This is a genomic window from Geomonas agri (assembly GCF_020179605.1).
GTDB classification, from domain to species: domain Bacteria; phylum Desulfobacterota; class Desulfuromonadia; order Geobacterales; family Geobacteraceae; genus Geomonas; species Geomonas agri.
The window spans coordinates 2,488,608-2,505,175 of record NZ_JAINZO010000001.1 but is presented as its reverse complement, the minus strand read 5'-3'; the positions used below and the strand labels follow the sequence as shown (position 1 = coordinate 2,505,175).

At 60.7% G+C, this 16,568-nt stretch carries 16 protein-coding genes; 8 read left to right on the top strand and 8 right to left on the bottom strand.

Annotation, left to right across the window (positions count from 1 at the left end; genetic code table 11):
• Nucleotides 1-19 precede the first annotated feature (19 nt).
• The 4 genes from K7R21_RS10940 to K7R21_RS10925 all read right to left on the bottom strand — a co-directional run bounded on the left by K7R21_RS10940 (nt 20) and on the right by K7R21_RS10925 (nt 3,304).
• Nucleotides 20-943, bottom strand: coding sequence for a transglutaminase-like domain-containing protein (locus tag K7R21_RS10940; RefSeq protein WP_224983283.1), 924 nt, complete (start codon nt 941-943; stop codon nt 20-22).
• 310 nt (nt 944-1,253) lie between these two features.
• Nucleotides 1,254-1,853 carry a Holliday junction branch migration protein RuvA gene (gene ruvA / locus K7R21_RS10935; RefSeq protein ID WP_224983281.1) on the bottom strand — a complete coding sequence of 200 codons (600 nt, stop codon included), beginning with the start codon at nt 1,851-1,853 and terminating at the stop codon, nt 1,254-1,256.
• A gap of 136 nt (nt 1,854-1,989) precedes the next feature.
• Nucleotides 1,990-2,484 (bottom strand): crossover junction endodeoxyribonuclease RuvC, encoded by a 495-nt coding sequence (gene ruvC / locus K7R21_RS10930; RefSeq protein ID WP_199388954.1) that lies wholly within the window; start codon nt 2,482-2,484, stop codon nt 1,990-1,992.
• A gap of 76 nt (nt 2,485-2,560) precedes the next feature.
• Complete coding sequence (locus K7R21_RS10925; protein WP_183349474.1) at nt 2,561-3,304, bottom strand: YebC/PmpR family DNA-binding transcriptional regulator; 744 nt, start codon at nt 3,302-3,304, stop codon at nt 2,561-2,563.
• 144 nt (nt 3,305-3,448) lie between these two features.
• On the opposite strand from K7R21_RS10925, the gene K7R21_RS10920 reads away from it, so the two are divergent.
• The 3 genes from K7R21_RS10920 to K7R21_RS10910 all read left to right on the top strand — a co-directional run bounded on the left by K7R21_RS10920 (nt 3,449) and on the right by K7R21_RS10910 (nt 5,718).
• Nucleotides 3,449-3,817 carry a hypothetical protein gene (locus tag K7R21_RS10920; RefSeq protein WP_224983280.1) on the top strand — a complete coding sequence of 123 codons (369 nt, stop codon included), beginning with the start codon at nt 3,449-3,451 and terminating at the stop codon, nt 3,815-3,817.
• 128 nt (nt 3,818-3,945) lie between these two features.
• On the top strand, nt 3,946-4,935 hold the full coding sequence (locus K7R21_RS10915; protein ID WP_224983278.1) for an NAD(P)H-quinone oxidoreductase: 990 nt from the start codon (nt 3,946-3,948) through the stop codon (nt 4,933-4,935).
• Between the two features lie 171 nt (nt 4,936-5,106).
• Nucleotides 5,107-5,718, top strand: coding sequence for a MarC family protein (locus tag K7R21_RS10910; RefSeq protein WP_224983277.1), 612 nt, complete (start codon nt 5,107-5,109; stop codon nt 5,716-5,718).
• 177 nt (nt 5,719-5,895) lie between these two features.
• Here K7R21_RS10910 and K7R21_RS10905 read toward each other — a convergent pair whose 3' ends face one another.
• Entirely contained in the window at nt 5,896-7,530 is a 1,635-nt protein-coding gene (locus tag K7R21_RS10905) for an ABC-F family ATP-binding cassette domain-containing protein (RefSeq protein ID WP_224983275.1), read from the bottom strand.
• Nucleotides 7,531-7,804: 274 nt separating this feature from the next.
• On the opposite strand from K7R21_RS10905, the gene K7R21_RS10900 reads away from it, so the two are divergent.
• The 3 genes from K7R21_RS10900 to K7R21_RS10890 all read left to right on the top strand — a co-directional run bounded on the left by K7R21_RS10900 (nt 7,805) and on the right by K7R21_RS10890 (nt 9,724).
• The gene (locus K7R21_RS10900; protein WP_224983274.1) at nt 7,805-8,680 is read left to right on the top strand and encodes a methylenetetrahydrofolate reductase; all 876 of its coding nucleotides are present in this window, start codon (nt 7,805-7,807) and stop codon (nt 8,678-8,680) included.
• A gap of 68 nt (nt 8,681-8,748) precedes the next feature.
• Nucleotides 8,749-9,402, top strand: a complete 654-nt coding sequence (locus tag K7R21_RS10895; protein ID WP_224983273.1) for a CBS and ACT domain-containing protein — start codon at nt 8,749-8,751, stop codon at nt 9,400-9,402.
• 13 nt (nt 9,403-9,415) lie between these two features.
• On the top strand, nt 9,416-9,724 hold the full coding sequence (locus tag K7R21_RS10890; protein WP_224983272.1) for a hypothetical protein: 309 nt from the start codon (nt 9,416-9,418) through the stop codon (nt 9,722-9,724).
• Nucleotides 9,725-9,818: 94 nt separating this feature from the next.
• Here K7R21_RS10890 and K7R21_RS10885 read toward each other — a convergent pair whose 3' ends face one another.
• The 3 genes from K7R21_RS10885 to K7R21_RS10875 form a co-directional block, all read right to left on the bottom strand.
• Entirely contained in the window at nt 9,819-11,498 is a 1,680-nt protein-coding gene (locus K7R21_RS10885; RefSeq protein WP_224983271.1) for a methyl-accepting chemotaxis protein, read from the bottom strand.
• Between the two features lie 336 nt (nt 11,499-11,834).
• A complete protein-coding gene (locus K7R21_RS10880) occupies nt 11,835-12,515 on the bottom strand; it encodes a response regulator (protein ID WP_224983270.1) in 681 nt (226 codons plus the stop codon).
• Nucleotides 12,512-13,960 (bottom strand): ATP-binding protein, encoded by a 1,449-nt coding sequence (locus tag K7R21_RS10875; RefSeq protein WP_224983269.1) that lies wholly within the window; start codon nt 13,958-13,960, stop codon nt 12,512-12,514. The genes K7R21_RS10880 and K7R21_RS10875 overlap by 4 nt, the downstream gene beginning before the upstream one ends.
• 239 nt (nt 13,961-14,199) lie before the next feature.
• On the opposite strand from K7R21_RS10875, the gene K7R21_RS10870 reads away from it, so the two are divergent.
• A complete protein-coding gene (locus K7R21_RS10870; protein ID WP_224983268.1) occupies nt 14,200-14,817 on the top strand; it encodes a hypothetical protein in 618 nt (205 codons plus the stop codon).
• 235 nt (nt 14,818-15,052) lie between these two features.
• Nucleotides 15,053-16,498: a DEAD/DEAH box helicase gene (locus K7R21_RS10865; RefSeq protein ID WP_224983267.1), complete on the top strand. Its 1,446-nt coding sequence runs from the start codon at nt 15,053-15,055 to the stop codon at nt 16,496-16,498.
• Nucleotides 16,499-16,568 lie beyond the last annotated feature (70 nt).

Sequence of the window (16,568 nt, the reverse complement as noted above, 5' to 3'; positions counted from 1 at the left end):
GTGGGGGCGGCCCCGGATGTCAGCGTTCCCGGAAGGACACGGTGTAGGCGAAGCTGTCAGGGCGGCAGTAGTCGAGGCTCTTGCCGTCGACCTCCGCGTAGGGGTACATGAAGTAGTTCACCTTCTCCTTGTTCCCCTCGTTGAAGACGATGCCGCGCCCTCCTTTTTGCAGCACGATACGGAATTCGTCGACCGCACCGAAGTAGTACTCCCGGTACGGTTTGGCGGCTGCCGGAGTGAGCTGCTTTTCGAGGACCGCCTTGGTGACGTCGGCAGGGTCCACCGGCACCCACCCGGTCCCGGGGAGGTAGAACTCGGCCCAGCAGTGGTGGCCGTTTGATATGTCGGTCTGTCCCGGGCGCCCAAGCCTCAACCCGAAGACTTCCCGGGCGGGGACACCGGCGGCGCGGGCCAGCGCCACGTAAAGGGTGCTGATGTCGGCGCACTTGCCGCTACGGGCGGCCAGGGTGGCCTGGACGTTACCAACGCCGCAACCCGGCACCTTGGGATCCCGCTTGGTGTTGTCGACCACCCAGTCGTAGATGGCGCGCGATTTCTTGAGGATGCCTTTCTTGCCGGCGGTGATGCGGTGCGCCAATGCCTTCACTTTCTTCTCGTTCGACGGAATCCAGAATTCCGCTTTCACGTACTTGGCGACTTCGGGCGGGATGGGTGTTGTCTGCTCGACCAGTCTGGTTACCTTGCGCTCCTGGGCGGTGGCGTCGAAGGTGACGGTCAGGTGACGGTCCTTTTGAGGACCGCGCCACTCGGTGAACAGGTACAGTGCACCGCTTTGTGGTTCACGCGAAAGCGTGAAGGTGGAATAGTTGCCGTCGAAATGGAGGTTCTCGATCTTCTGGTTGAGGTCTGAGGTGGGGTAGGGGAACCACATCTTGACGTCCTGAACCTGCTGGGGGGAGTTGATGTTTATGGCAAAGGTCACCGAACCTCTTCTCTCTTTGGGGGGGGCGCACAGTACTGTCAGAGGGACTGTGAAAACCATCAAGAAACCCACCGCTGCCATGAATGCTGCGCGCATAGTCTCTCCTCTTCAGGATCACGCCTTGCCAAATAGTGTATGTGGTCTGCGAAATTATATCCCGTTATGTATCAGCTTCAATGAAGCTTGCGGGAAGACCTGGGAGGAGAGAAGGTGAAATTCTAGAGGAGGGAATAAATTGTACTGTGAATAGCGTTGGTGATAAGAGCGAAAAACTGTTAGCGCCGGAGCATTTTCGTGCTCCGGCGCGTTGTTATTTCATCAATTTCTTCAGCGCCAGCTTAAGTAGTGACTCCACGGTAGCATCTTCGGGAAATTTCAAATCAGCCAATGCTTTTTGTACTACGTTCTCCTTGTAGCCCAGGTTGATCAAAGCGGAGAGGACGTCGTCGCGGATTTCTGCCTTGGGGGGCGCGGCCGCGGCGCCGGGTGCTGCCGCCGCCATTCCGAGCTTCTTGATCTTTTCCTTGAGCTCCAGCACCAGCCGCTCGGCGGTTTTCTTGCCGATGCCGGGGATAGCCGACAACCGGGCGATGTTACCGCTCACCAGTGATTCGGAGAGTTCGGCCGGCTCGCTGTTGGAGAGGATGCTGTTGGCGAGCTTGGGCCCGACGCCGGAAACTCCGATCAGCAACTGGAACAGCTCCTTCTCCTGCTGGGTGCGGAAGCCATACAGGTTGATGGCATCCTCCTTCACGGAGGTGTGGATCTGCAGGGTGGTCATGCTCCCCTCGGCGGGAAGGGCGTAGTAGGTAGAGAAGGGGATGAAGACCTGGTAGCCCACGCCGTTCACGTCCAGGATGACGTAGTCGGGGGCCTTGTGCGCGATCTTGCCGGTGAGAAGGGCGATCATTTGAACCTCGATGGGAAATTGGTATGGTGCCGATCCATGCTCTTCCGGACCTTTACACTCCCCTCTCCCTCTGGGAGAGGGGAGTGGCGGAGATAGACGATCCAACTCGATGGGGCCGGCGCCTGCCTGCCCTACGCTACCGGATGCTCTTCAAGAGGGTGCTGATGCCGGCGGAGTGGGCGTGGCAGATGGCGACGGCAAGGGCGTCGGAGGCGTCCTCCTGGGCCACCTCGGGGAGGTTCAAGAGAGCCTTGATCATCTGCTGCACCTGGGTTTTCTCGGCGCGGCCGGTCCCCACCACCGCCTGCTTCACCTGCATCGCTGTGTACTCGTGCACCGGCAGCCCCACGTTGACCGCGGCGACGATGGCGGCCCCGCGCGCCTGTCCCAGTTTCAGCGCGCTCATGGCGTTTTTGGCCAGGAACACGTCCTCGACAGCCACCACTTCCGGCTGGTATTCGGCGATGATCGCGGAGAGGCCAGTGAAGATCTTCTCCAGTCGCTGCGGGAAGTCTTTTGCGCTCTGGGTGAAGATGGCGCCGTTGTCAATGTGGACCAGGCGGTTGCCCTGCTTGGAGATGAGGCCGTAACCGGTCTTGCGCGAGCCGGGGTCGATGCCGAGAATAATCATGTCTAAACCTTATCCTGAATAAAAAAAGCGCGGGGGGATGCCCGCGCTCTTAGTACCACAAAATAACCTGCTTTTGCTACATCATCTTTTCCATGTCCTCGGCGGAGATGTCGAAGTTGGCGTAGACGTTCTGGACGTCATCGTTGTCCTCGAGACGGTCCATCAGTTTCAGCATGTTCTCGGCGTTCTTGCCTTCCAGCTTGACCATGGTCTGCGGGATCATGGTGATCTCAGCGGACTCCGGCTTGAAGCCTGCCGCCTCAAGCGCCGTCTTCACCTGGTGGAACGCGGTCGGGTCGGTGAGGACCTCGTACTGCTCGTCTTCATCGGCCACGTCGTCGGCACCGGCCTCGATGGCGGCTTCGAAGAGCTTGTCGAAGTCGGTGCTCTTCGGGTATACGAGGAGTCCCTTCTTGTCGAAGAGCCAGGAGACGCAGCCGGTCTCGCCCATGTTGCCGTTGCACTTGGAGAAGGTGCTCCTGACGTCGGAAACGGTGCGGTTGCGGTTGTCGGTCATGACCTCCACCAGCACCGCGGTGCCGCCCGGACCGTACCCTTCGTAGGTGGTCTCCTCGTAGTTCACGCCTTCCATCCCGCCGACGCCCTTCTTGATGGCGCGCTCGACGTTGTCTTTGGGCATGTTCTCGCCTTTTGCCTTATCGATAGCAGTTCTCAGGCGCGGGTTCCCATCCGGGTCGCCACCGCCGAGCTTTGCGGCAACGGTGATTTCCTTGATCAGCTTGGTGAATATCTTGCCGCGCTTGGCATCCGCGGCGCCCTTCTTGTGCTTGATGGTACTCCATTTATTATGGCCTGACATGAGCTGCTTCCTTTCTGATCAGTTTGTGAATGAAACGCGAAATACTAGCACGCCCAAAAGAGTGTTGTAAAGTGGGAAAATGGCAGCTAAACTGTGTGGCTGATCCCGCATCGAGCGGGGACTCAACTCCGCTAGGGAGAGATCATGGACCTGATTAACCGGACACTGAAACACTTCTCGCCTCTGCTTTTGCTGCTGTGCCTCATGCTGTCCGCCGCCGGCTGCACCAGGGTGGTTATCAGAAGCGATGCCCCGCCCGTACTGGCACAGGACGAACTGCTGCGTCCCTACAAGAAAGTGGGAACCATCGAGGTACACCGCGTGCGCTACGGCGACAAGGAGGATCTCACCCCCGCCGATTACAGCTGGGCCAACAATGCCCTACGCGCCGAGGCGGCCAAGATCGGAGCCGACGCCGTGATCCTGCCCGAAGTCAAAGTAGAGATGGATACCTACATCTTCTTCCCCAAGAGCGAGATTACCGCGCGCGGGACTGCCATAAAATTCCGCTGATTTTTTCCTCCTCCTGAGAAAATTCCGTTGATAAAGGGCGCACATTTTTGAGATAGTGTGCGCCGTATACACTATCGTGGCCGAGTCACTCGGCTGCCATGAATTCAATTCGATACAGGAGGAAGGCCATGAAAGCGGTACTGATGGAAGGTTTCGGCGGCGTCGAGGTGCTCAAGGTGGGCGAGGTGGACAAGCCTGTCCCCAAGGAAAACGAGGTGCTGATCAAGGTTCACGCCACCTCGATCAACCGCCCCGACCTGGTGCAGCGCGAGGGAAAATACCCCCCCCCGCCCGGCGACTCCGAGATCCTGGGGCTCGAAGTGGCCGGCGTCGTCGAGGCGCTTGGAGCAGGCGTTAGCGGCTGGAAAGTGGGTGACCGCGTGGTGTCACTGGTCGGCGGCGGCGGTTACGCCGAGTACGCCGTGGCCTACGCCAATCACCTGATGCCGATCCCCGAAACCGTCAGCTTCGAGGAAGCCGCCTGCATCTGCGAGTCGTACATCACCGCGTTTCTCAACGTGTTCATGATCGGCGGCCTCGAAGATGGCCAGACCGCGATCCTGCACGGCGGCGGCGGCGGGGTCAACACCGCGGCCATCCAGCTCTGCAAGGCACTGGTGCCCAACACCAAGCTGATCGTCACCGCCTCCCCGGAGAAGCTCGAGCGGGTCAAGGAACTGGGCGCAGACCTGGTGATCAATTTCCGCGAGACCCCGGACTTCAGCGAGGCCGTCAAGGAGTTCACCAACAAGAAAGGGGTGGACGTGATCCTGGACCACGTCGGTGCCAAGTACCTCGCCCCCAACATGAACTCGTTGGGGTACAAGGGACGACTGGTCGTCATCGGCGTCATCTCCGGCATCAAGGCTGAGCTGAACCTGGCGCTCATGATGGTGAAGCGTCAGCAGATCATCGGCAGCGTGCTTCGCTCCCGTCCCGTTTCCGAGAAGGGGGAAATCGCGGCAGAGTTCGTGCGTCGCGCCATGCCCAAGTTCGCTGACCGCACCATCGTTCCCATCATCGAGAAGGTGTTCCCCATCGACCAGGTGGTCGAGGCGCACCGGATGATGGAAGAAGACAAGCACTTCGGCAAGATCGTGCTGAAGATAGCGCAATAAACCAAACCCACAAGCGGAACACAGAGGACACAAAGGAGCACAGAGGACACTGAGAGAAAGGCTTGAAGGTTTTTAAACCCGATTCAAGTTTTCCCCCTGTGCCCTCTGTGGACCTCGGTGTCCTCTGTGGTAATGCTTTGGGCGGGTAACAAAGGAGAGTACAGCTACAGGATGGAAGCTTATTCGGATTTTTTCTTCACCGTGTGGATCAGGTTCTTCTTCCTGCTCACCCCCTTCTTCGTGCTCTCCACCTTCCTGGCCATGACCCCCGAGCTCACCGCCCGCGAGCGGCGCTCCACCGCCGTCAGGGTGACCCTCGCCGTCATGGTCGCCTGCTTCGTCCTGTACTCCTTCGGCAACACCCTCTTCTCCCTGTTTGGGATCACGCTCGACTCCTTCAGGATTGGGGCGGGGAGCCTCCTGTTCCTCTCGGCCGTGCACATGGTGCACGGCGACGACAGCGCCCCTCCCAGCGAAAAGCGCGGTGCCATCTCCGTGGTGCCCCTGGCGATACCCGTCACCGTCGGCCCCGGGACTACCGGCGCGCTTTTAGTCATGGGCGCCGAGGTGCAGCATAATTGGCAGGTCTTTGTGGGTCTTGCCGCCCTCGCCATGGCCGTCCTCTGCGTCGGCATCCTCTTGGTCTGCGCCTCCTTCATCGAGCACATCGTCGGCAAGAAGGGGATCACCATCTTGAGCAAGCTGACCGGCCTCTTTGTCGCCGCGCTCGCCGCCCAGATCGTCTTCACCGGCGTCAGGAACTTCCTGAAGATCGGCGCGTAAAACCTAAAAAGCTTTATCACAGAGGACACCGAGGATCTCAGAGGACACAGAGCAAAGACTCTAGGGGGGGAAACTTACAGCTTTCCTTTGTGTCCTCTGTGTTCCGCTTTTCCGCATTAAAAAAGGGGGCTCCGTTTACCGGAGCCCCCTTTTCCTTTATCCCTTTTCGATTACGCCTTACAGGCTCAACTCCGCGTGCCCGTTGCACAGTCTGTCGCGCTCGGCGATGACGTCGGCGTCCTCAAGGTAATCGTCGAAGTTCATGTCGCGGTCGATGATGCCGCCCGGGGTGATCTCGATGATCCTGTTGGCCACAGTGGAGACGAACTCGTGGTCGTGGGAGGCGAACAGCACTACTTCGGTGTAGGAGATGAGACCGTTGTTGAGGGCGGTGATCGACTCCAAGTCCAGGTGGTTGGTCGGCTCATCCAGGATGAGCGCGTTGGCGCCGGTCAGCATCATCCTGGAGAGCATGCAGCGCACTCGCTCGCCACCAGAGAGGACGCTGGTCTTTTTGGTCGCTTCGTCCCCGGAGAAGAGCATCCTTCCCAAAAAGCCGCGCGCGAAGCTCTCTCCCTCGGTGGGCGGGGAGTACTGTCCCAGCCACTCGATCAGGTTCAGGTCCCCTTTGAAGAAGTCGCCGTTCTCTTTCGGGAAGTAGGCGCTAGTGATGGTGACGCCCCAGCGGAAGGTCCCTGCGTCCGGCTCCAGTTCGCCAGCGAGAATCTGGAACAGCGTGGTCTTGGCCAGGGAGTTGCTCCCCACGAAGGCGATCTTGTCACCTTTCCTCACGATCAGGTCCAGGTCCTTGAACACCTGCACGCCGTCCACGGTCTTGGTAAGCCCCTTCACCTCGAGGATGATGTCGCCGCAGGGGCGCTCCGGTTTGAACACCACCCACGGATACTTGCGGGAAGAGATCGGCATGTCCTCGATGGTCAGCTTCTCGAGGAGCTTCTTCCTGGAGGTCGCCTGCTTCGCCTTCGATGCGTTGGAGGAGAAGCGCTGGATGAACTCCTTCAGCTCAGCGGCCTTGTCCAAGACCTTCTTGGTCTCGTCCTGGCGCTGCTTCAGGTTCAACTGGCTGGCCTGGTACCAGAAGTCGTAGTTGCCGACGTAGACCTGGATGCGGCCGAAGTCGATGTCGGCTATGTGGGTGCAGACCTGGTTCAGGAAGTGTCGGTCGTGGGAGACCACGATCACGGTGTTCTGGAAACGGTACAGGAAGTCCTCCAGCCAGGAGATCGATTTCAGGTCCAGGTGGTTGGTCGGTTCGTCCAGAAGGAGCACGTCCGGGTTGCCGAAAAGCGCCTGCGCCAGGAGCACGCGCACCTTCTCGCCCGCTTCCAGTTCCTTCATCAGCTTGCCGCGCAGTTCCTCCGGGATGCCGAGGCCGTTCAGCAGCACCGCCGCCTCGCTCTCCGCCTCGTAGCCGTTCATCTCGGCAAACTCACCCTCGAGTTCCGCGGAACGGATGCCGTCCTCTTCGGTGAACTCGGCCTTGGAGTAGATGGCCTCACGCTCCGCCATCACTTCGTACAGCTTCTTGTGCCCCATGATCACCGTGTTGAAGACGGTGTGCTCGTCGTAGGCGAACTGGTCCTGCTTGAGGACCGCGATCCTCCCTTTGCCGACCGAGATCTCGCCCTTGTCGGGATCGATCTCGCCGGACAGGATCTTGAGGAAGGTCGACTTGCCGGCGCCGTTGGCGCCGATCAGGCCGTAGCAGTTGCCGGGGGTGAACTTTATGTTTACGTCCTTGAACAGCACCCTCTTGCCGTAGGACAGGGTGACGTTTGATGCGCTGATCATGCGTGCTCCTTCTGTGCAAAATGAAAAGACCACAGGATAGCCTGTGGTCATGAATCTCGTATTTATAGCACTCTTGCAACTGGCGGAGCAACGTCTTTTTTCTCTTCTGACACGATTTTAACGGCGTCGCCGACACGGTACGGCGCAGTCGCTTTTCTTATAAAAAAATGCTAAAGTCACGCCCACCGCTGTCGAGGAGACAAAGATGCCTGCCCCGGTCATCCGGCCGTTGTCAAAAACGTCGTCTGAAGGCCGGGCAGCAGACGGAGCATACATGAAGATAATAGACAAGATGAACCGTGACAGTCAGTTCATCTCTCTTGAGTTTTTTCCGCCCAAAGACAAGAACGAGTGGCCCGCTTTCTTCCAGGTGGTCGATCGTCTGACAGCGCTCAAGCCGCTCTTCGCCTCGGTCACCTACGGTGCCGGCGGCAGCACCAAGGGGGATACCCTTGAAATCGTGAGCCGGTTGAAAAACGAGCACGGCCTGGACACCATGGCACACCTGACCTGCATCGGCGCCTACCGCGGCGATCTGCAGCTCTTCCTGGACAGCCTGGCCGAGGCTGGCGTGAACGACGTACTGGCCCTGCGCGGGGACTTGCCCAAGGACGCACCTCCGGAGTTCTCCGCCTGCCGCACGCTCTTGCACGCTTCCGACCTGGCCGCCTTCATCAAGGAGTCCCACCCCGGCATGGGGATCGGCGTGGCGGGGTATCCCGAGGTGCACCCGGAGGCGGTCGATGCCGAACACGACCTCTCCTACCTGAAACTTAAGCTCGACGAAGGGGGCGACTTCGCTATCACCCAGCTCTTTTTCGACAACGCGCTCTACTTCGATTTCGTCGCGAAGGCCCGTTCCATCGGCATTGACAAGCCTATCATTCCCGGTATCATCCCCGTGGTGAGCCTCAAGGTGATCCAGCGCATCATCTCCCTGTGTGGGGCGACTCTTCCAGTTGCCTACCTGGCCGAACTGGAGGAGGCTGACCGGCGGGGTGGGGCAGCCGCCGTTCAGGAGGTCGGGGTGGCCCACGCGCGCAGGCAGGCCGAGGAACTGCTGGCCGCCGGCGTCCCCGGGGTGCACATCTACACGTTGAACCGCGACAAGGCGGTGCTCGACCTGGTGCAAGGACTGTTGCCCAGGTAATCGTCAATCATGTCATTCTCAGCCAGCGAAGGTGCCGGCTGTATTTACCAACCTAGGAGGGTGCCACAATGCTTGTACGAGACAGGATGACTCAAAACCCGATTACCATCATTCCCGACATCTCAGTGACCGAGGGGTTGCGTCTGATGGGCGAAAAGAAGATCCGGCGCCTCCCCGTAGTAGATCGCTCCGGGCAGTTGGTCGGTATTGTCTCTGACCGCGACCTGTTCCAGGCCTCCCCGTCGCCGGCCACCTCGCTGGCCGTCTGGGAGATTCACGACTTGCTGGCCAAGCTCACCGTGGAGAAGTGCATGGCGAAGGACGTGATCACCGTCTCCGAGGACACTCCGCTCGAGGAGGCGGCGCGCATCATGGTCGATCGCCGCATCGGCGGATTGCCGGTGGTGAGAGAGGGTAAACTGGTTGGCATCATCACGGAATCCGACCTGTTCAACATCCTGCTCGAGCTCCTGGGTGGCCGCCGCCAGGGGGTGCGCCTCACCGTAGCCACCACCGGCGCCAAGGGGACTCTCGCCGACGTGACCAAGACCATCTACGAGGCCGGCGGCAACATCGTGGGCCTTGGTTTCAGCGAGGTCGACGGCAACCAGGCAGACACCTGGATCAACACCTTCAAGGTGCAGGGGGTTCCCAAGGACAAACTGGTGGAGGCGATCCGGCCGCACGTCCGCGAGATCATGGACGTGCGAGAAACTTCGTAATCCCGGGGGCGACATGCACCTGATCCAGATCCTGCTGCCGCTGTATGACAACGACGGGAACCAGTTCACCCAGGACGAGTTTCTCAAGGTGCGCGACGAACTTTCCGAACGCTTCGGCGGCATCACCACCTACATGCGCTCTCCGGCGCGAGGGCTCTGGAAGGAGACCAAGGAGACCACGGTCCAGGACGATATCGTCATCTACGAGGTGATGACCAAGGAACTGGACCGAGCCTGGTGGAGGACGTACCGGCAGCAGTTGACGGCGGATTTCCGGCAGGCGCTGCTGATCGTCAGGGCGAGCGAGGTGGAACTCATCTAGCCGCGGCAATGGCAAGACGCAAAAAAAGCCGGGTGCCACAGGCGACCATCATGGTCACCGGGCACCCGGCTTTGTTATTGTTGTCGGTCAGTTTCTAGAACCGCTCGAAAGAATCGTCGTCCATCTCCAAGTCGGCCCCGACGGCCTTGCCCACCTGTCCGGAACCGCTCTGCACAGTCGCTACCTTGGCCACGGTCATCTGTTTAGCGCCCGGCTTATCCTTTGCTTTGGCATGGGTGATCGACCTTGTCTTGGTTCTGGCCTCGTCTCCTGTCTTGAAGAAGGCGATGGTGCTCTGCAGCTGCTCGGCCTGCGAGGCGAGCTCTTCGGCGGTGGAGGACATCTCCTCGGAAGCGCTGGCGTTTTGCTGGATGACCTGGTCGAGCTGCTGGATCGCCTTGTTGATCTGCTCGGCGCCGGTGTCCTGCTCGCGGCTGGCGGCGCTGATTTCCTGGACCAGTTCGGCGGTCTTCTGGATGTCCGGAACCATCTTGGCCAAAAGTTCGCCAGCCTTTTCCGCGATGCTCACGCTGTTGGCGGAGAGTTCGGATATCTCGCCTGCCGCCTTCTGGCTCCTTTCCGCAAGTTTCCTCACTTCGCTGGCAACTACGGCGAAACCCTTGCCGTGCTCGCCGGCGCGGGCCGCCTCGATGGCGGCGTTCAGGGCCAAGAGGTTGGTCTGACGGGCGATTTCCTCGATGATGTTGATCTTGCTGGCGATCTCCTTCATGGCGTGGACGGTTTCCTGTACGGCCTTGCCGCCGTCCTTGGCGTCTTCCGCAGACTTCACCGCGATCTTTTCGGTCTGGATGGCGTTGTCGGCGTTCTGCCTGATGTTGGAGGTCATCTGCTCCATGCTGGAGGAGGCTTCCTCGGCGGCGGCCGCCTGCTCGCTCGCCCCCTGTGACATCTCCTCGGAGCTGGACGAGAGTTCCTGGCTCCCCTGCGCCACGTAGTTGGTGGCCGCTTTCACCTCGGTCACCACCTCTTTGAGCTTGTTCAGCATGATGCTCATGGCGGCAAGAAGCTGCCCGGTTTCGTCCTTCGCGGTCTGGCCGATTTCAAAGGTCAGGTCACCGTCGGCAAGGCGGTTCGCCGTATCGACGCCGACCTGCAGCGGTTTCTTTATGCTGGCTGTCACGAGGAAACTGAGGGCGACGGCAAGCAGCACCGCAACTATGGAAATGGTGACCAGCAGGGTGACGACGCGCTGGGTGGCCTTTTGAACCACGCCCTTCTCCTGCTCCATGACCTTGTTCGACTCCTGGGCCATGACGATGGCGGTATTCTCCATCTTGTGGGTTTCGTCTTTGAACGCGCCCACCGCGGCGTTGGCCTCGGCGGGATTCTTCAGTTTTCCGTCCAGGATGGAACCGGCCACCTTGGCGAACCCGGCCTTGTAGGCAAGGAAGTTATCTTTGATTACCTTCACCTGCTCCACATCTTCCTTATTGCGCACCACCTTTTCCAGGTCGGCTACGCGCTCGGCTGTCTTAGTCGCCTCCTCGTTCCACTTGGCGTAGTACTCCTCGACCTTCTTGACATCGGCGATGTTGAGGAACATGTCCTTTTCATAGCGCCTCATTCCTAAGACGTTGGCCCTGGCCCTGGCAGCGTTTTCGGCGATCTTGGCTTCACCGTCAAGCACGTTGACCATCGTGTTTTCACCGTCCTTGACCCCCCAGTAACCGGTGCCGGCGACTCCCACGAGCAGCAACACGACGAGCCCGAAACTCAGCAGCAACCTTGTACCGATCTTCATGTTCTTGAGCATTTTATTCCCCCCTTAGGCAGAACGCCTATCTGTAACGTCTCAGTTATCTGACGTATCGACTGTGGCGGCGCATACGACATGGTCCTGTTGGAACTTGCAGTTTCGGAAACTCCCGCTGGCTTGGCGTATCAAGGCTAGGGGGATTGTCACTTTTCCCGGGAACTAATGTGGATATCGGAGGCGGAGGGATTTTCTTAAGTAAAGATTTGAGATATGGGTGGAAAGTGGTCCCAGTGACAAAGAGGCACGCACAGCTTTAGGGGTGAGTCGTGGCAGGATGACCTTTGAAAGATGCAACGAGGAGGTGTGACAGTTTGGGGGAGAGGGGAGCCCCCCCTAATTCTGACTGGGGGGCTCGTACTTGTATCCGGCGCCGTAGATGGAGTGGATCAGCTCCTGGTCCGGGGCGACGGCGGAGATCTTCTTGCGCAGCTTCTTGATGTGGCTGTCGATGGTCCGGTCGCTCACGATGCGCTGGTCCGAGTAGATGCGGTCCATCAGCTGCGTCCGGGAGTAGATGCGCCCCGGGTTCAGGTAGAGAAAGTGCAGCAGCTTGAACTCGACCACGGTCAGGTCGAGGTCGTGACCCTGCCACTGCGCGGAGTAGCGATCCTGGTCCAGCGTCAGGCCGCCGTTGGACGCTGCCGGCGGTTCCACGGTTCGGCGCAGCACGGTCTTCACCCGCGCCACCACCTCACGGGGGCTGAAGGGCTTGCAGATGTAGTCGTCGGCGCCCAGTTCCAGGCCGAGCAACCGGTCGATCTCCTCAACTCGGGCCGTGATCATGATGATGGGGAGTTGCGAGAAGGTGCGTATCTCTTTGCAGATCTCCAGCCCGTCCCGCCCGGGGAGCATCAGGTCGAGCAGCACCAGGTCGGGCTGCCGCTCGCGCACCCTGGGCACCACCTCGGTGCCGTTGGCGATCCAGACGGTTTCGAAGCCGGATTGCTTCAGGTAGTCCCCCAACAGGCTGGCCAGTTTTTCCTCGTCTTCGACGATCATGATGGTCTGTGTCATGTCCTGCTCCCGGTAAGCGGCAGTTCTATCCTGATCAGCACCCCGCCCTTGGGGGAGGGGTGCGCGGTGATGGTGCCTTCGTGCGCTTCGACGATGTTCTTGCAGATGGCGAGACCAAGACCTGCGCCGCCCAGGGCCCGGTTCCTCGAATTCTCCACCCGGAACAGCCGGTCGAAGAGCCGGGCAAGTTCCTCCGGCTGCACGCCGGGAGCCGAGTCGGCGAATTCCACCACGGCCCGGCCATCGTCGCGGGAGAGCCGCACCGACAGCTCGCCCCCTTGGTCAGTGTATTTGAGCGAGTTGCCCAGGAGGTTGCTGAAAAGCTGGTTCAGGCGTACGCCGTCCGCGAAAACGGTCAGCTCCTCGTCCGGTAGTTCCTGCCGCAAGGCGATGTTTTTCTGGTGGAACTTGGCGGCAAACGGTTCCAGCGCGTCTTCCAGGATCTCGGTCAGATCGACCAGTTCCTTTCGGTAGTTGAGCGCACCGATATCGGACATTGATATCTGGTACAGGTCTTCGACCAGCCGCCCCAGGTGCATCACCTCGGCGTGCAGCGAGCGCATCGACTCCGGTCCCAGTGGGCGTACCCCGTCTTGCAGCGCCTCGATCTCGCCGCGCAGGATGGCAAGTGGGGTGCGCAGTTCGTGGGAGATGTCGGCCAGGTAGCGCCGGCGGGCCCGCTCGTTGTTTTCCAGGGAGAGGGCCAGGGTGTTGAAGTCGCGGGCGAGTTGCCCCAGTTCGTCGCTTGAGTGCACCGGGACCCTGGTGTCGTACTCGCCCGAGGCGAGCCGGTGCAGGGAACCCGCCAGTCGCTTGATCGGCTCGACCAGGCGGTGCGCCAACGGAAGCGACAGCGCCGCCGAGACGAGCAGCATCACGATGGCGACCAGTCCCATGGTGAGCTTCTGCTGCTGCACGAAGAGGAGCTGGTAGGTGTCGGTGAGCCGTTGTCTTGGGCGTAGCGCCAGGTACCCGATCACCTCGCCGTCGCTGGTCAGCTTCTTCACCTGTGCGGTGTCGAGGTTGCCCGGGGCGCCCTGGATGAGGCGCTTGTCGGGGTCGAGCAGCACCACGCGCCCTTCGAAACGGTAGAGGAAGCGCTGCGGTAGGTGCTGCCCCTGGCCGCTCAGGTTCATGAAACCGCGCCGACCCATCCTGCGCTGGCCGGGGTCGGGTTCGCCCCCCTCGCGCCCTTCCCGGGTCGCGGCGACCGTGTCGAACCAGGTGGAAGGCTCGTGCTGCAGGAAATCCCAGTTGCCGTTTTGGCTGTATGACTGCTCAAGCACGTGTGCCAGCCGCTGCAGCCGGTCCTTCTCCATGGTGTTCACGTAGGCGAGAAAGCCGTGCCCGATGCTCCACTGCATGATGAGGAACATGCTGATCACCACCGCTCCTGTTGCGGCAAGCATGGTGAAAAAGAGCCTGTACTTGATCTTTACCTTCATAGCATCCACCATTTAAGTCATTGGTACAGCTTTGTATTAGCACAGTTGTGACTAATGTGCCATTGCATCTTTATGCAGGATGGAAATTCCATATTTGCTTCACAATTGTTCCTTATTGTGCTGGTAGCTTTGTTCTCAAAGAATGAATGGACCCGGCCGCGAACAACACGGCTGCGGGAAATGCAAAGTACGGGAACAGTCACGCAAGGAAGACGGCCTGAGGCCGCAAGGAGAAGATCATGAAAAAGCTCACCGCATTGGCATTCGTCATCGTACTTGCCGGAGCCGCCACGGCCCAGGCAAGGGTGGATTTCAGCGTCAACATCGGCGTGCCGGTCGCCGTCGCCCCGGTGCCCGTGGCGCCCCCGCCGGTCGCCTACCCGGCTCCTCCGGCACCGGTCGCCTACGCCGAGCCCCCCAGCTTCATCTACTCGCCGACCCTCGGGTTCTACGTCTCGGTCGGGCTTCCCTACGACGTGGTCTACATGGACAGCAACTACTACCAGTACCGGAACGGCTACTGGTACGTGGCTGGCAGCTACCGCGGACCGTGGACCTATGTGGCGCCGCGCTACCTCCCCTACGGGTTGCACCGGCATCGCTACGAGCAGATCCGCTACTACCGCGACTACGAGTACCGCACCTACCTGAACGACCGTGACCACTACCGCGGCAACTGGTACCGCCCGGTGGCCGAGCGCCGCGACGGGCGCTGGGGCGAACGTAAGGATTACTACCGCGACGGCTACCGCAACGGGTATCGTGACGGGGCCCGGGAGGATCGGCGCGACAACCGGCGGGATGACCGCCGCGACGACCGCAGGGATGATCATCGCGACGACAGGGATCGCCACTGATCCCGCGCTGGGCAACTTTCTCCCGCACCTGCGACCTCCGGGCTCTCCTCCTTCCCCCGGAGGGGCAGGGCGGGAGGGAGAAGCCTTTCCGACGGTAAAACGCAGCATTAGATAAATTTGAGCCCTTTTCCTCCCGTTTCATGCTATAGTTCAATCTCTAATGAGTCACGGACCCCATGGGCCTTTCAGGCTTCTGGGGTTTTTTGTGGCGTCACACCAAGAAACAGGAGTATCAGTGGATTTCAAACAGTTTAACTTGCACCCCAAGGTCCAGGCAGGTGTAGAGGCCGTGGGGTACCAGACCCCTACCCCCATTCAGTTGCAGGCAATTCCCCCCGTCATAGCCGGCCAGGACGTGCTCGGGCTGGCCCAGACCGGCACCGGCAAGACCGCCGCGTTCGGCCTTCCCCTGCTGCATCGTCTGGCCGACGGCGCGCGTGGCCACGTGCGCGCGCTGGTACTGGCCCCTACCAGGGAGCTCGCGGAGCAGATCAATGATTCGCTCAACGCGCTGGCGCAGCAGACCCGGCTGAAAAGCATCACTGTCTACGGCGGCGTCAACATCAACACCCAGATCAAGAAGCTGAAGGAAGGTGCCGATATCGTGGTCGCCTGCCCGGGACGCCTTTTGGATCACATCTCCCAGGGGACGGTCAACCTTTCCCAGGTCGAGGTGCTGGTCCTGGACGAGGCGGACCAGATGTTCGACATGGGCTTTCTGCCGGACGTGAGAAAGATCCTCCGTGCCCTTCCCGGCAAGAGGCAGAACCTCATGTTCTCGGCCACCATGCCCGACGACATTCGCCGGCTGGCGCACGAGATCCTGTGCCGCCCGGTCACCGTGCAGGTGAGCCGCACTGCCCCCGCGGCGACCGTCTCCCACGCGCTTTACCCGGTGGGGCAGCACCTGAAGACTCCGCTTCTCTTCGAACTTTTGAAGCACACCGACACCGAGAGCGTGCTCATCTTCACCAAGACCAAGCATCGTGCCAAGAGGGTAGGGGAACAGCTGGAAAAGGCGGGCTACAAGGCCACCTCGCTGCAGGGGAACCTGTCCCAGAACCGCAGGCAGGCCGCCTTGGACGGCTTCAGGGATGGGACCTACCAGATCATGGTTGCCACCGACATCGCCGCCCGCGGCATCGACGTCTCCCTGATTTCGCACGTCATCAACTACGACATCCCGGACACGCCGGAGGCCTACACGCACCGGATCGGCCGTACCGGCCGTGCCGCCAAGACCGGCGACGCCTTCACCATGGTGACCGGCGAGGACGAGCAGATGGTGAGAAGCATTGAGCGCGTGCTCGGTGCCAAGATCGAGCGGCGCCGCGTGGAAGGCTTCGACTACACCGTCCCTGCGCCCAAGAAGGACGCGGAGTTCGCCCGCCCGCCGCGCGAGCCGCAGCGTAAGAAGCAGTCCGCCGCACCGGCCCAGGGCAAGCCTGCTGCCCCGGCCCAAGGCAAACCCGCCGAAGCCAGGAGCGGCCAGGGTGCGGGGAGACCTGCCCAGCCCGGTAGCAGCCGCGGCCCCGGTGCATCGCGAGGCCCCGGCGGTAACCGGCACCAAGCCGGGCCGCGCCAGGGTGGCAACCGCCCCGCCGGCCAGGGCACAGGCGAAGGGCATCGCGCCGGCGTTCAGCGTCCCGGCAACCACGCCGCCCGCCGCAGTGGAAAGTAAGGCTGCCGCGGTGGTTACAGCGCAAAAGAAAAGGGGAACGTCTTGCAACGTTCCCCTTTTTTCATGCTAG

Excerpts from the sequence above, each read along its gene's own strand:
- K7R21_RS10900 (WP_224983274.1), top strand. The coding sequence starts at position 7,805 with ATGAAGATAATAGACAAGATGAACCGTGACAGTCAGTTCATCTCTCTT.
- K7R21_RS10875 (WP_224983269.1), bottom strand. The coding sequence starts at position 13,960 with ATGAAGGTAAAGATCAAGTACAGGCTCTTTTTCACCATGCTTGCCGCA.
- K7R21_RS10925 (WP_183349474.1), bottom strand. The coding sequence starts at position 3,304 with ATGTCAGGCCATAATAAATGGAGTACCATCAAGCACAAGAAGGGCGCC.
- K7R21_RS10905 (WP_224983275.1), bottom strand. The coding sequence starts at position 7,530 with ATGATCAGCGCATCAAACGTCACCCTGTCCTACGGCAAGAGGGTGCTG.
- K7R21_RS10890 (WP_224983272.1), top strand. The coding sequence starts at position 9,416 with ATGCACCTGATCCAGATCCTGCTGCCGCTGTATGACAACGACGGGAAC.
- ruvC (WP_199388954.1), bottom strand. The coding sequence starts at position 2,484 with ATGATTATTCTCGGCATCGACCCCGGCTCGCGCAAGACCGGTTACGGC.
- ruvA (WP_224983281.1), bottom strand. The coding sequence starts at position 1,853 with ATGATCGCCCTTCTCACCGGCAAGATCGCGCACAAGGCCCCCGACTAC.
- K7R21_RS10885 (WP_224983271.1), bottom strand. The coding sequence starts at position 11,498 with ATGCTCAAGAACATGAAGATCGGTACAAGGTTGCTGCTGAGTTTCGGG.
- K7R21_RS10895 (WP_224983273.1), top strand. The coding sequence starts at position 8,749 with ATGCTTGTACGAGACAGGATGACTCAAAACCCGATTACCATCATTCCC.
- K7R21_RS10920 (WP_224983280.1), top strand. The coding sequence starts at position 3,449 with ATGGACCTGATTAACCGGACACTGAAACACTTCTCGCCTCTGCTTTTG.
- K7R21_RS10880 (WP_224983270.1), bottom strand. The coding sequence starts at position 12,515 with ATGACACAGACCATCATGATCGTCGAAGACGAGGAAAAACTGGCCAGC.
- K7R21_RS10870 (WP_224983268.1), top strand. The coding sequence starts at position 14,200 with ATGAAAAAGCTCACCGCATTGGCATTCGTCATCGTACTTGCCGGAGCC.
- K7R21_RS10910 (WP_224983277.1), top strand. The coding sequence starts at position 5,107 with ATGGAAGCTTATTCGGATTTTTTCTTCACCGTGTGGATCAGGTTCTTC.
- K7R21_RS10915 (WP_224983278.1), top strand. The coding sequence starts at position 3,946 with ATGAAAGCGGTACTGATGGAAGGTTTCGGCGGCGTCGAGGTGCTCAAG.